At 67.8% G+C, this 13237-nt stretch carries 11 protein-coding genes; 6 read left to right on the forward strand and 5 right to left on the reverse strand.

The features are described 5' to 3' along the window. Window positions 1-25: 25 nt before the first annotated feature. Window positions 26-898: a 3-methyl-2-oxobutanoate hydroxymethyltransferase gene (gene panB, locus E4J89_RS05385; RefSeq protein WP_136785083.1), complete on the reverse strand. Its 873-nt coding sequence runs from the start codon at window positions 896-898 to the stop codon at window positions 26-28. Window positions 899-1072: 174 nt separating this feature from the next. Between panB and E4J89_RS05390 the strand changes: the two genes are divergently transcribed. The 4 genes from E4J89_RS05390 (at window position 1073) to E4J89_RS05405 (ending at window position 6319) form a co-directional block, all read left to right on the forward strand. Further along, window positions 1073-2413: a glutamine synthetase family protein gene (locus E4J89_RS05390; protein ID WP_136785084.1), complete on the forward strand. Its 1341-nt coding sequence runs from the start codon at window positions 1073-1075 to the stop codon at window positions 2411-2413. Between the two features lie 10 nt (window positions 2414-2423). After that, entirely contained in the window at window positions 2424-5441 is a 3018-nt protein-coding gene (locus tag E4J89_RS05395) for a bifunctional [glutamine synthetase] adenylyltransferase/[glutamine synthetase]-adenylyl-L-tyrosine phosphorylase (protein ID WP_136785085.1), read from the forward strand. 112 nt (window positions 5442-5553) lie between these two features. Further along, complete coding sequence (locus E4J89_RS05400; RefSeq protein ID WP_136785086.1) at window positions 5554-5880, forward strand: cupin; 327 nt, start codon at window positions 5554-5556, stop codon at window positions 5878-5880. A gap of 241 nt (window positions 5881-6121) precedes the next feature. Then, on the forward strand, window positions 6122-6319 hold the full coding sequence (locus tag E4J89_RS05405) for a hypothetical protein (RefSeq protein ID WP_136785087.1): 198 nt from the start codon (window positions 6122-6124) through the stop codon (window positions 6317-6319). 118 nt (window positions 6320-6437) lie between these two features. Here the strand turns inward: E4J89_RS05405 and glnA are convergent, their stop codons facing one another. After that, window positions 6438-7862 (reverse strand): type I glutamate--ammonia ligase, encoded by a 1425-nt coding sequence (gene glnA, locus E4J89_RS05410; RefSeq protein ID WP_136785088.1) that lies wholly within the window; start codon window positions 7860-7862, stop codon window positions 6438-6440. A gap of 320 nt (window positions 7863-8182) precedes the next feature. On the opposite strand from glnA, the gene E4J89_RS05415 reads away from it, so the two are divergent. Further along, on the forward strand, window positions 8183-8620 hold the full coding sequence (locus tag E4J89_RS05415; protein ID WP_136785089.1) for an RDD family protein: 438 nt from the start codon (window positions 8183-8185) through the stop codon (window positions 8618-8620). 96 nt (window positions 8621-8716) lie between these two features. Here E4J89_RS05415 and E4J89_RS05420 read toward each other — a convergent pair whose 3' ends face one another. From E4J89_RS05420 to lipB, 3 genes are all read right to left on the reverse strand, one after another. Further along, a complete protein-coding gene (locus E4J89_RS05420; protein WP_136785090.1) occupies window positions 8717-9472 on the reverse strand; it encodes a DUF4191 domain-containing protein in 756 nt (251 codons plus the stop codon). A 104-nt stretch (window positions 9473-9576) separates the two neighbouring features. Next, on the reverse strand, window positions 9577-10581 hold the full coding sequence (gene lipA / locus E4J89_RS05425; RefSeq protein ID WP_136785091.1) for a lipoyl synthase: 1005 nt from the start codon (window positions 10579-10581) through the stop codon (window positions 9577-9579). Next, a complete protein-coding gene (gene lipB, locus E4J89_RS05430) occupies window positions 10578-11294 on the reverse strand; it encodes a lipoyl(octanoyl) transferase LipB (RefSeq protein ID WP_136785092.1) in 717 nt (238 codons plus the stop codon). The genes lipA and lipB overlap by 4 nt, the downstream gene beginning before the upstream one ends. Before the next feature lie 101 nt (window positions 11295-11395). Between lipB and E4J89_RS05435 the strand changes: the two genes are divergently transcribed. Beyond that, a complete protein-coding gene (locus E4J89_RS05435; RefSeq protein WP_136785093.1) occupies window positions 11396-13204 on the forward strand; it encodes a serine/threonine-protein kinase in 1809 nt (602 codons plus the stop codon). Window positions 13205-13237: the final 33 nt, after the last annotated feature.

The following is a 13237-nucleotide window of genomic DNA, read 5'->3' on the forward strand; positions in this document are numbered from 1 at the left end:
CTCAGGCCTGGACAGATGCTTTGGCCTAGAAGGAATGCTCCGGGCCGGGGAACGCGCCGTCCTGGACGTCCGAGCGGAAGGCGGCAGCGGCGTCGGAAATGATGCTCCGCACGTCCGCGTACTGCTTGACGAACCGGGCCATCTTGCCGCCGCGCAGGCCCACCATGTCCTGCCAGACGAGAACCTGGCCGGTGGTGGACGGGCCAGCACCGATCCCGACCGTGGGAATATGCAGGGCGTGGTCCACCTTGGCTGCAGCCTCGGCCGGGACCATTTCCATCAGCACCGCAAAAGCACCGGCCGCTTCCAGCGCCAGCGCATCGTCAATCAGCCGCCCGGCGTCGTCGCCGCGGCCCTGCACCCGGTAGCCGCCCAGCGCATGCTCGCTCTGCGGAGTGAAGCCAATATGGGCCATCACCGGGACGCCCGCCTGGACCAGGGCCCGGACGGTGTCCGCATAGTAGGCGCCGCCCTCCATCTTCACCGCGTGCACTCCGGTTTCCTTCAGGAAGCGCACACCGGTTTCCACTGCCTGCGCCGGCGAGACCTCGTAGCTGCCGAAGGGCAGGTCGGCGACAACGAAGGCGCTGCGGGCCGAACGGGCGACTGCCCGGCAGAGCGGCAGCATCTCGTCCACCGTGATCGGCAGCGAGGTCTCGTTGCCCAGCACGTTGTTGGACGCCGAGTCGCCAATCAACAGCACCTCGATCCCGGCCGCGTCGAAAATCTCCGCGGTGTACTGGTCATAGGCCGTCAGCATCGCGAAGCGGCGGCCCTCGTCCTTGGCCTGTTGCAGGTGGTGGATGCGGGTGCGTCGAGCCGGGCGCGAGGCCGCAGCCGCCGCGGACGTGCCGTAAGGAGCCGGCTGCTCAGCGCCGGAAGGCTGTGAAGTGGGCATGTGATAGAGCCTAATCCTCAGACGTCTGCTTGCTCCACTTGGGCGCGGAAGCGTTACCGGGGCGGAAACTTCGGGGTTGCTGCCAGTAGGCTAAGGAGAAGTACACGGCAGGCTCTGGCAAGCGGCTTGAGATGCCACTTCAGAACCGCGTGCGGACACAGTGAAAGGCAGCCCATGGACCGTCAGCAGGAATTTGTCCTCCGTACCATCGAAGAGCGCGACGTGCGGTTTGTTCGGCTCTGGTTCACGGACATCGTCGGGTCGCTGAAATCCGTGGCGCTGGCTCCTGCTGAGGTGGAAGGTGCGTTCGAAGAGGGGCTCGGCTTCGACGGTTCCTCGATCGAGGGCCTGGCCCGTGTCTTCGAGTCGGACATGCTGGTCCAGCCGGATCCCACCACGTTCCAGATCCTGCCCTGGCGGGGCGAGGCGGAGCAGACCTCGCGGATGTTCTGCGACGTACTCACGCCCGACGGCGAGCCCTCCAGCGCCGATCCGCGCAACGTGCTGAAGCGGACGCTGAGCAAGGCGGCGGAGATGGGCTTCACCTGCTATACCCACCCGGAGATCGAGTTCTACCTGCTCAAGTCCGACGAACTGGGTCCGGACGGGATTCCGGTGCCCGTGGACCAAGCCGGCTATTTCGACCACGTGCCCGGCGGGGTGGCACAGGACTTCCGCCGCACCGCCGTGACCATGCTGGAAAACGTGGGCATCTCGGTGGAGTTCAGCCACCACGAGGCCGGCCCCGGGCAGAACGAAATCGACCTCCGCTACGCCGATGCCCTGCAGACCGCGGACAACATCATGACCTTCCGCACAGTGGTCAAGGAAGTGGCGTTGATGGAGGGCATCTATGCCACCTTCATGCCCAAGCCGTTCTCCGACCACCCGGGCTCCGGCATGCACACCCACTTTTCCCTGTTTGAGGGCGACTCGAACGCGTTCTTCGAAGCCGGCGCCGAATACCAGCTGTCCAAAACGGCCCGCCAATTCATGGCCGGGATCCTGCACCACGCGCCGGAGTTCACCGCCGTCACCAACCAGTTCGTCAATTCGTACAAGCGGCTGTGGGGCGGGGGAGAGGCCCCCAGCTACATCTCCTGGGGCCACAACAACCGTTCCGCCCTGCTGCGGGTTCCGCTCTACAAGCCGAACAAGGGCCAGTCCGCCCGCGTCGAATACCGCGGCATCGACTCGGCGGCCAACCCGTACTTGTCCTACGCGGTGCTGCTTGGCGCCGGCCTGAAGGGCATCGAGGAAGGCTACGAACTGCCGCCGGCAGCCGAGGACGATGTCTGGAGCCTGAGCACCGCGGAGCGGCGCGCCATGGGACTGGACCCGCTGCCGTCCAGCCTGCACGACGCCATCCGGGCGATGGAGGAGTCGGAGCTGGTCGCCGGCATCCTGGGCGAGCAGGTCTACGAAATCTTCCTGCGCAACAAGCGGGCCGAATGGCACGACTACCGGCTGCAGGTCACCCCGCACGAGCTGAAGCGCAACATCGGAATCCTCTAGGTCGACGAAAGTGCTCACCAACCGGCGCCTGATCGCCCGAGGCTTCCACGACCTGGAGCGCAGCACCCGCTTCCTGCAGGCCAAGGAACTGTCCGAGGTCACCCCGGAGCGGCTGGACGCAGGCTTCGCCGTCAGCGCCGACCCCGATCAGGCACTGGTCTCGCTGGTCCGGCTGCTGGAGAAGAACCCCGCCCTGGCCGAGATCATCAATACCGGTGGCGACAGCAGCGAAGCCCTGTTCCGGCTGCTCGGGGCCTCGGAAGCACTGGGCGACTTCCTGCTGCGCCGGCCCGAGCACTTGGACGTGCTGGAAACGGACATCGGGCCGGAGCCCGGCAGCGTCCCGGCCTCCCGGCTGCGCAGTTCGATGCTGTACGCCGTCGGGGCGGATCCGCTCGCCGAACAACCGGTCGCCTCCCTGTCCGGCAAGGATGCCTACACCGAGCTGCGGAGCACCTACCGCCGGCACCTGGCAGAACTCGCCATCCGCGACCTCTGCGCCGCCTCGCCGGTCGACTTTATGCCGGCGGTCGGCCGGGAGCTTGCTGACCTTGCCGCCGCGGCGCTGGAAGCCGGCCTGGCGGTGGCGCGCGCCGAGACGGCGGAACGCTTCAGCCCAGACGATGTTGCGGCCGTGAAGTTGGCCATCATCGGGATGGGCAAGTGCGGCGCCGGCGAGCTGAACTATATTTCCGACGTCGATGTGGTGTACGTCGTCGAGGCCGAGGGGCTGGACGACGGCGATGCGGCCGCCATCGGCGCGGCCCTGGCCACCGGCACGGCGCGGGCGATCTCATCCCCGGGGCCGGAGCCCGGGCTCTGGGAAGTGGACGCCAATCTGCGGCCGGAGGGCAAAGACGGGCCGCTGGTGCGGACGCTGGATTCCCATCTGACGTACTACCGGCGCTGGGCCCAGAGTTGGGAGTTCCAAGCGCTGCTGAAGGCCCGGGCGGTGGCCGGCGACGCCGATCTGGGCCGACGGTACGAGGATGCGGTCGCCCCACTGGTGTGGTCCTCGTCCGAGCGCGAAGGTTTTGTCGAATCGGTGCAATCCATGCGCCGCCGGGTCACCGAAAACATCCCGGCCCATGAGCGCGGCCGGCAGATCAAGCTGGGGCGCGGCGGCCTCCGCGACGTCGAGTTCACGGTCCAATTGCTCCAGCTGGTCCATGCGCGCGTTGACGAGTCGATCCGCCAGCGCGACACCACCTCGGCCATCGGAGCCCTGAGCGTGGCCGGCTACATCTCCCGTGGGGACGCCCGTGAATTCGACGAGGCGTATCGGTTCCTGCGTGTCCTGGAGCACCGGATCCAGCTGGTGCAGTTGCGCCGGACGCATCTGATGCCCGACGGCGAGCAGGCCCAGCGGGTGCTGGCCAAGGCCGCACAGGGTGCGCTGCTGGAGCGGCGCCCGGCACCGGCAGAGCTGCTGGAGAAATGGCAGCAGACCAAGCGCCGGGTGCGGGCGCTGCATGAGCAAATCTTCTACCGGCCGCTGCTGGCCGCCGCGTCCAACCTGAGCCTGGACGAAGTGCGGCTCAGTCCGGAAGCAGCCCAGGGCCGGCTGGCCGCCCTGGGCTATCTGGATCCGCGCGGCGCCATGCGCCACATCGAGGCGCTCACCGGAGGGGTCAGCAGGAAGGCTTCGCTGCAGCGCCAACTGCTGCCGGTGCTGCTGGAATGGATCGCTTCCGGGGTGGATCCCGACGCCGGGCTGCTGGGCTTCCGGCGCTTGAGCGAACGGCTGGGGGACTCGCACTGGTACCTGGGCATGTTGCGCGACTCAAGCTCCGCGGCCGAACGGCTGTGCCACGTCCTCTCCAGCAGCAGATTCATCACCGACCTGCTGGAGGTTTCACCGGAGTCAACGGCGTGGCTGGGCACGGACAAGGACCTGGTGCCGCTGAGCTTCGACGCCCAGTGGCAGGAGATCCAGTCCAAGATGTCCCGCCATCCGGTGCCGGAAGAGGCGATCCGGCTGATCCGGCTGATCCGCCGCCGGGAAACGCTGCGCATCGCGCTGGCCGACTCCTCCGGGCTGCTGGAGCAGCACCAGGTGGGCGCGGCCCTGGCCGACGCCGACCGTGCGGCGGTGCTCGGCGGACTGCATGTGGCGGAGACCTCGGTGCTGGAGTCGGAGGAACGGTTGACCGCGCTGCTGGTGGTGGCCATGGGCCGCCAGGGCGGGCGGGAAATCAGCTACGGGTCGGATGCCGATGTGATGTACGTGCACCGGCCCCTGCCCGGCGCGGATCCTGACCAGGCCCAGCAGCAGGCTGAGCGCATTGTGGCCCGGATTTCCGCCCTGCTGAAGCAGCCGTGCACCCCGCCGGTGCTGGCCGAACGGGTGCTGGAGGTGGATGCGGCGCTGCGTCCGGAAGGAAAGAACGGTCCGCTGGTACGGTCGCTGGAGTCGTACCGCGAGTACTACCAGCGCTGGTCGCTGGTCTGGGAGGCGCAGGCCTTGCTGCGCGCCCGCCCAATGGCCGGAGACGACGCCCTCGCCGAGGACTTCATCGCCCTGGTGGACCCGATCCGTTACCCGACGGACCTCAGCAGCGAGCAGGTCCGCGAAATCCGCCGGATCAAGGCGCGGGTGGAATCCGAGCGGCTGCCGCGCGGCGCCGATCCGGCCCGCCACCTGAAGCTGGGCCGCGGCGGACTCAGCGACGTGGAATGGCTGGTCCAACTGCTGCAACTGCAGCACGCCCACGAGCGTCCGGAGCTTCGCACCAGCAACACCTTGGAGGCGCTTTCCGCCATCGCCGCCGCCGGGCTGCTTCCGGAAGACGACGCCGCCGCCCTGGGCCGCAGCTGGAGCCTGGCCACCCGGATCCGTTCAGCCAATGTTGTTTGGGCCGGGAAGAATTCCGACCTCCTTCCCGCGTCGCGGCGGGACCTGGAAGCGGTGGCCCGCTGGTGCGGGTACGAGCCGGGGAATGCGGCGGCGATCGAAGAAGACTATCTGCGCCTGACCCGCCGCGCCCGGGCCATCTTCGAGCGCTACTTCTACGGGTACGGCACCTGATCTGCCGACCCGTGCCGGGAGGCACCGCCGTCGGCCCCTCCCATGTTTGATGGCTGCCGACAGGGGACCGGGGCTAGGCTGAGGCCGGAAGCCAAGCGTAAGGAGACGCCCGATGACCGACATCGATGTGGTTGGACGTGAACATCTGACCGTGGCGGTTGGGTCGCCACACGGACGCAGCGCCGTTCTGGTGGCGCAGGACGGCCCGCTGCGCCAAACCGTGATCGCCCTGAAGGCCGGAGCCGAGCTGGGGGAGCACAACGCCCCGCTCGCCGGTACGCTGCTGGTCCTTGAAGGGTCGGTGACCGTGGTTTCGGCATCCGGCCGGATGGCGGTCAACCAGGACCAGTTGGCGGTGATTCCGCAGGAACGGCATTCCGTCGAAGCATCGGAGGACTCGGTGTTCCTGCTCACCGCCGTCACCGAAACGCGTCTTTAGCCTTTTCAGGCGCGCAACCCGGCCCGCGCCATCCCAGCCTGGACCGTCCGCACGATGGCGCCGGTCCTAGCTGGCTCCTTCCTTGAGCTCGCCGCGCGCTGGCGCCGGCTGCGCGCTAGTTCCGTCCCGCGCTGGCCACACCGTCCCGCGCTGGCCACACCGTTCCAGTGGCCGCCGGAGGCACACGGAAGACCTGGCCAGGGGCAGGACGTGGTGGCGCGGGAGTGGCAAAATGTGGCTTATGGGTGGAAACGGAGGATCCACGCTCAGCGGCCGTACCCCGCGGCCGGTGAAGAGCGCGCTGATCGTAGCCCTCGTGCTGTTCCTGGTGCTGCTGGTGATACTGCGCATCGGTGTCGCGTATTCGTTCGTGCTCACGGTCACCGCGCTGGTGTTCGTCGGTGTGGTGGCCATATTCCGCAAGGCCTTGGGCCGCTAGCGGCGCGGCCTAAACGCACGAAAGCGGCCCACTGAATGCCGGAGGTCAATAGTGGGCCGCCTCGAGGAGTTCGCGATCCCGCGGCCGCCGGAACGGCCGCGTTCACCGCAAGGGTGTCCTAGCAGCCGTAGTAGAGCTCGAACTCGTAGGGGTTCGGGCGGGCTGCCAGCGGTGCGATTTCCATTTCGCGCTTGTAGGCGATCCAGGTGTCGATCAGGTCCTGGGTGAAGACCCCGCCGGCCTGCAGGAACTCGTTGTCCGCTTCCAGCGCCTCAAGTGCTTCTTCCAGCGAACCCGGAGCCTTCTGGATGTCCTTGGCCTCTTCGGCCGGCAGTTCGTACAGGTCCTTGTCGATCGGGTCGGCCGGCTCGATGCGGTTCTTGATCCCGTCAAGGCCCGCCATCAGCTGGGCGGCGAAGGCCAGGTACGGGTTCGAGCTGGGGTCGGGGGCGCGGAACTCGATGCGCTTGGCCTTGGGGTTGGAACCGGTGATCGGGATGCGGATGCCCGCCGAGCGGTTGCCCTGCGAGTAGACCATGTTCACCGGCGCCTCGAATCCCTTGACCAGCCGGCGGTAGGAGTTCACCGTGGGGTTGGTGAAGGCGAGCACGGCGGAAGCATGCTTGAGCAGGCCACCGATGTACCAGCGGGCCGTGTCGGACAGGCCGGCGTAGCCCTTCTCGTCGTAGAACAGCGGCTGGCCGCCGGTCCACAGCGACTGGTGGCAGTGCATGCCGGAGCCATTGTCGCCGAAGACGGGCTTGGGCATGAAGGTGGCGGACTTGCCCCAGGCATCGGCCACGTTCTTGACGATGTACTTGAATTTCAGCAGATCGTCGGCGGCGTGCGTCATGGTGCTGAACTTGTAGTTGATCTCAGCCTGGCCGGCGGAACCCACTTCGTGGTGAGACCGTTCGACCTCGAGGCCGACGGCGTCCAGTTCCACGCAGATCGCGTCGCGCAGGTCGGCCTGCTTGTCGGTGGGGGAAACCGGGAAGTAGCCGCCCTTGACCGGAGTCTTGTAGCCCTGGTTGCCGCCTTCTTCCCTCTTGCCGGAGTTCCAGTGCGCCTCGACCGAGTCCACCTTGTAGAAGGAGTGCTCCGGGCTGGACTGGTAACGGACGTCGTCGAAAATGAAGAATTCGGCTTCCGGCGCGAAGAACGCGGTGTCGGCGATGCCGGTGGAAGCAAGGTAGGCCTCTGCACGCTCGGACACACCGCGCGGGTCGCGGTGGTACGGGTCGCCGGTGCGCGGGTTCACGATGGAGAAGTTCAGGGCCAGCGTCTTCTCCACGCGGAACGGATCGATGAATGCGGTAGTGACATCCGGGATCAGCTGCATGTCGGATTCGGCGATGCCCTGGAAACCGCGGATCGAGGAGCCGTCGAAGAGCTGCCCGTTCACGAAGAAGTCGGCGTCAACGGTTTTCGCCGGCACATTGAAGTGCTGCTGGACGCCGGGCAGGTCGGTGAAACGGATATCGACGAACTTAACGTCTTCGTCGGCGATGTACTTGAGGACCTCGTCCGCATTCTTGAACATCGGGTCATGCTCCTTACGCATTCTGGGGGAACCTGCCTCCGCTCTACGGGGCCGGCAACAGTTACAACAGTAGGAGCAGGGAATTTCCCGTCAGTGTCGCAATTGTTTCAGGCAGGTTACTTAAATCGATGTGCACTGCAAGCTTACCGTCCGCGGTCTTGGCACTTGGCCAGCGGGAGCGGTTAAGGGGCGGGCGGGCCCATGCCCGGCGGGGTGCACGCGGGCCCCATGTCCGGCGGCACCGCGCGGCGGCCCGATGCCCGGCGCCAGCCCGCCGGCCCGGGAAACCTGCGTCATCGCCCGACCGGTAAACTTGAGGGGTGGTAAGTAGACGCGATCTTGGTTCCTGGCTTGAAGGCCCTCCGCAGTCCAACATGCAGCAATGGCCCGGCCAGCGGCTCGGGCTACCCCAAACCGGCAGCGGCTCAATAGCCCGGCCGGGTCGGCGGATAGCGGCGCTGCTGATTGACTGGCTGCTCTGTTACGCGATCGCCAACGCGTTCCTGGGCGGTGGCCAGCTGGCCATCCTGGGCGTCTTCGCCGTCGAGCAGTTGCTGCTCGTCGGAACCCTGGGCTACAGCATCGGGCACCGTCTGCTCGGCATCCAGGTGCGCAAACTCGACGGGTCCGCTCCCGGATTGCTGCCGGCTGTGGTCCGCACCGTGCTGCTGTGCCTGGTGATTCCGGCGGTCATTTTCGACGCCGACCAGCGCGGCCTTCATGACCGGGCCATGGGGACCATCCTGATCCGCCGCTGAGCCGGCAGGGTACGCGCACAACTGAAAACTCCTGAAATGCGTGAGGGGCTGCCGGTTAGTTACCGGCAGCCCCTCACGTGCGTTTTGAGGAAAGGATCAGCGTCCGCGCATGGCCTTGCGGTCCGGGCGGGCCTTGAACGGGTCCACGCCCTTCGGGATGGGAAGCTTGCTGCTGCCCAGCGCCTGCAGCCGCTTGTCCACGGCGCTGACTTCTTGCTTGGTCAGTTCCTTCTTGAGCTTTTGCACGGTCTTGGCCACCTTGCTCAGCTCGACCTGGCCCTCGCCGTGGCCGGTCTCGATCACGTGGATCTTGACGTTCGGCAGGATGCGGCGCATCCGGCGCCGCTCCGACTCAACCAACTGGCGCACGCGGTGCGAGGGACCTTCGGTGACCAGCACAATGCCGGGGCGGCCCACGGCGCGGAACACGGCGTCCTGGGTCCGCGGGTTCACGGCCACCGGCTGGTCCTGCAGGATCCAGCCGCGGCGCAGCACGCTCAGCGCTGCTCCGGATGCACCCGGCTGGCCCTCGATCTGCGAGAACGCCGCACGTTCAGCCCGGCGCGACAGGATGAAGGTGGCAGCCAGCAGGCCCAGCGGGATCGAGATGATCAGCAGCGTGATCCAGTTGTTGATCAGCAGGCCGACGGCCAGGCCCACGGCGACGATGCCGAGGAAGGCCAGCAGCATGAACCAGACAACGTTCGGGTCATTGCGCCGGGTCATTTGGAAGACCTGGCCGATCTGCTTCAGCCGGCCGGGCTGCTTGTTGGCTTTGGACGGCTTCTCAGCCTTGGGCTTGCGTGAGAAGAGACCCCGCTTCGGGGCGTCGGAATCGGTGCGATTGGCCATAATGTTCAATTCTATCGTGACGGACGGGTCGCTCGCGCCCGGCCTCCGGACACGGCGACGGTCCGGCAGCCTGGCGGCCCCGGACCGTCGTTCCGGCCGTTCAGTTAACGGGAAGCAATCAGCGTGGCAGCTTCCTGGCGGGTACTGCCGGATTCGCCAATATGGGCCAGCTCGGGCGGAAGCTCCAAGCCCTTCTTGCGCATGGCGGTGGCCCAGAGGCGGCCCGCCCGGTAGGAGGAGCGCACCAGGGGTCCGCTCATCACGCCCAGGAAGCCGATCTCCTCGGCCTCCTGGCTCAACTCAACAAATTCCTCGGGCTTGACCCAGCGCTCCACCGGGTGGTGCCGTTCGGTCGGGCGGAGGTACTGCGTGATGGTGATCAGGTCGCAGCCGGCGGCATGCAGGTCGCGCAGCGCCTCGGAGATCTCTTCGCGGGTTTCCCCCATGCCCAGGATCAGGTTGGACTTGGTCACCATGCCCTGATCGCGGCCCTGGGTGATGACGTCCAACGAACGCTCGTAGCGGAAGGCCGGCCGGATGCGCTTGAAAATCCGCGGCACGGTTTCCACGTTGTGCGCGAACACCTCCGGCTTGGCGTCGCAGATCGCTGCGATGTGCTCGGGCTTGCCGGAGAAGTCCGGAATCAGGAGTTCGACGCCGGTGCCCGGGTTGAGCTCGTGGATCTTCCGGACGGTCTCGGCATAGAGCCACACGCCCTCGTCGGCCAGATCGTCGCGGGCCACGCCGGTGACGGTGGCGTAGCGCAGGTTCATCTGCTGGACCGACTGGGCCACCTTGGTGGGCTCCAGGATGTCGATCGGCGACGGCTTTCCGGTGTCGATCTGGCAGAAGTCGCAGCGCCGCGTGCACTCCGAACCGCCGATCAGGAAGGTTGCTTCGCGGTCTTCCCAGCACTCGAAGATATTGGGGCAGCCTGCCTCCTCGCAGACGGTGTGCAGCCCTTCCTTTTTGACCAGGTTCTTCATGGCCACGTACTCGGGACCCATGTTGACCTTGGCCTTGATCCAGTCCGGCTTCCGCTCCACGGGCGTGGCAGCATTGCGGGCCTCGACGCGCAGCAGGCGGCGTCCTTCGGGGGCGAGCGTCACAGCAGGGCTCCTTCGGTCTGGCGGTGGCCAGGGTCGGTGTCGGTGGCCGCAGCTCCGGGGGTGCCGGCTTTGACCAAGGAAGATTCGTATGAGCGGAGTTCGGCTTCCACCCGGTCGGCAATGTCGGCAGGCGCAACGTCCAGTCCGGTTTCAGCCTGGATGGTGGTGGTGCCGGCATCGGTGATACCGCAGGCGATGATCTGGCTGTAAGGGGCCAGATCGTTCCGGCAATTGAGGGCGAAGCCGTGCATGGTCACCCGGTGGTTGACCCGGATGCCGATGGCGGCGATCTTGCGGGCAGGGCCGCGTTCGTCGGCGTCGATCCATACGCCGGACCGGCCTTCGATGCGGGTGCCGGCCACGCCATAGTCGGCGAGCACGTTGATCAGGACCTGCTCCAGGATGTTGACGTAGTCGGCCACTTTCGTGGGATCGGGCAGGGCCACGATCGGATAGCCCACCAGCTGGCCGGGGCCGTGCCACGTCAACTTGCCGCCGCGGTCCACGCTGACCACCGGGGTGCCGTCCAGCGGGCGTTCGTGTTCTTCGGTCCGCTTTCCCGCCGTGTACACCGGGCTGTGTTCCAGCAGCAGCACCGTGCTGGGGGCGGTGCCCGCCACCACTTCGCTGTGCAGCCGGCGTTGCAGCGCCCAGCCTTCTTCATAGTCGACGTAGTCAGGGGCAAATCCCACCCGCGAAAACTCTAAAGCCATTCCGCAAGCCTACGCTTCGGCGTCCGGCACTGCTATTTGTGTAGCGGACCGAACTGTGGATAACTCCAGCGCACCGACGGCGAACCGAGTAGAAGTAGTCCATGGACGACGACGAGCGGGCAGGTGGAACGGTCTCCTCCGGACAGGAACCGCCGCGTCCGGCGGCACCGGGCTTCGCCGTGCAGCGCTGGCTCGGCAGTGGCGCATCGGCGTCGGTGTGGCTGGTCAGGGAGCTGGCCACGGGCACCGAGTATGCCCTGAAAGTGTTGTCCGCCCCGCCCGCTCCTGCCAACCACAACGACGACGCCGGTGCGCCGCCTCCCACCCGACGGGCGGCACGGCAGGGCGCGGCGGCGGAGGCGGGCAGGCCGGCCCCGTGGCCGGTTGCCGGAAGGCAGCAGGGGAAGGAGGGAGCGGCTGCCGCGGCGGACCGTGAATCCGTCCTGCTGGCGGGCGGCAGCCATGAGCATCTGCTGCAGGCGCACGGCCAGGTGGCAACGGACCGGGGGCCGGGGCTGCTCTTGGAGTATGCCGCCGGCGGCTCGCTGGCGGCACTTGTCGCCGCGCGGGGACCTGTGGCGGTCGGCGAAGCGGTGACGCTGCTGTCTCCGATTGCCCAGGCGCTGGACTACCTGCACGGGCTCGGCGTGGTCCACGGCGACGTGTCGCCCGGCAACGTGCTGTTCACGGCTGTTGGCAAGCCGCTGCTGGCCGATCTGGGGGTGGCGCGGGCACTCGGCAGCGTCCGGGCGCCGGCGGCGGGGACGCCCGGTTTCAAGGCCCCGTCCAGGAGTGTGGCCGAGGGCGGGCTGGACCCGGAAGAGGACGTTTATGCCCTGGCAGCCATCGGTTGGTTCGCCCTCACCGGGCGGGTGCCCGGCGCCACGGCGCACCGCCCGCCGTTGGGTGCTTTGGTCCCCGACGTGCCGGACGAGCTGGTGGCGCTGTTGGAGGAAGGGCTGGCGGAGCACGTGGACCAGCGCCCGTCCGCGGCGGAGTTCGCCCGGCGGGTGATCCGGACCGCTCGCCCCGAGGCGCTGGACCTGACCGCGTCGGCACATCCTTCGGTGGCGAGCCAGCTGTTGACCCGGCCCGGGACGCCGGAAAGACCCGCGGGGCTCCTGGAGGGATTGCGGGAGGGGTTGCGGCCGCCGCTGCCCGGCAGGTCCCGGGCCCGGAGCCGCAGCCGGCTGCCCAGTCGGCCCCGGGTGAGGCGGAGCGGCGCAGCCGGCCGTGGCCAGGGCCGGCCCGCGGGCGTCGCTGCCCCGCCCGCCACGGGTCGGTGGGGCAGGGCAGCATTCGCGCTGACCGCCGTGGCCGCCGCAGCGGGAGTGGCCCTCGCGGCCGGGAGCATCGTTGCTGCGCCGGAGGCCCGTCAGTCCGTGCAGGTGACCGGCCACGGGAAGTCCGTGGCGCAGTCGGTTGCCGCGGCGCCGCGTGAAGGACGGCCTCCGGCACCGCCGGAGACACGCTCCATGCCGGAGCAGCTCGAGCAGGCGCTGCACGGCGACGATGCGGCCGCGGCCGTGCCCGCTCTGGTCTGGTTGCGCAGCGAAGCCTTGCGAACCCGGGACGCGACGCTGCTCCAACGGGTCAATGTTCCCGGAACCGCCGTGATGGACACCGATCAGGACATTGTCTCGGCGCTGACCGAGGCCGGCTGTTGGCTGGCGGACTTCGAGACCACGGTGGAAGACCTCGCGGGGGAGGACGCTGCGGCCGGAACCTCGGGGCCACCGGCCCGCGTGGCTGCGACGGTCATCACGTCGCCGTTCCGCCAGCTAGCGGCCGATGGCAGCGTGGTGAAGGACCATTTCGAACCCAGCGTGCAGCGGATCCAACTGGAACTCGTGCGGCAGGAGGCTGGTTGGCTCATCCAGGCGGTCTATGAAACGCCGCCGCCCGGATGACCCGAGGGCTGCTGCCGGCCGTGACTAAGATCG

The sequence above is a fragment of the Arthrobacter sp. CAU 1506 genome (assembly GCF_005047635.1).
Classification (GTDB): Bacteria; Actinomycetota; Actinomycetes; order Actinomycetales; family Micrococcaceae; genus Crystallibacter.

Excerpts from the sequence above, each read along its gene's own strand:
- panB (WP_136785083.1), bottom strand. The coding sequence starts at position 898 with ATGCCCACTTCACAGCCTTCCGGCGCTGAGCAGCCGGCTCCTTACGGC.
- E4J89_RS05390 (WP_136785084.1), top strand. The coding sequence starts at position 1,073 with ATGGACCGTCAGCAGGAATTTGTCCTCCGTACCATCGAAGAGCGCGAC.
- E4J89_RS05400 (WP_136785086.1), top strand. The coding sequence starts at position 5,554 with ATGACCGACATCGATGTGGTTGGACGTGAACATCTGACCGTGGCGGTT.
- E4J89_RS05405 (WP_136785087.1), top strand. The coding sequence starts at position 6,122 with ATGGGTGGAAACGGAGGATCCACGCTCAGCGGCCGTACCCCGCGGCCG.
- glnA (WP_136785088.1), bottom strand. The coding sequence starts at position 7,862 with ATGTTCAAGAATGCGGACGAGGTCCTCAAGTACATCGCCGACGAAGAC.
- E4J89_RS05420 (WP_136785090.1), bottom strand. The coding sequence starts at position 9,472 with ATGGCCAATCGCACCGATTCCGACGCCCCGAAGCGGGGTCTCTTCTCA.
- lipB (WP_136785092.1), bottom strand. The coding sequence starts at position 11,294 with ATGGCTTTAGAGTTTTCGCGGGTGGGATTTGCCCCTGACTACGTCGAC.
- E4J89_RS05435 (WP_136785093.1), top strand. The coding sequence starts at position 11,396 with ATGGACGACGACGAGCGGGCAGGTGGAACGGTCTCCTCCGGACAGGAA.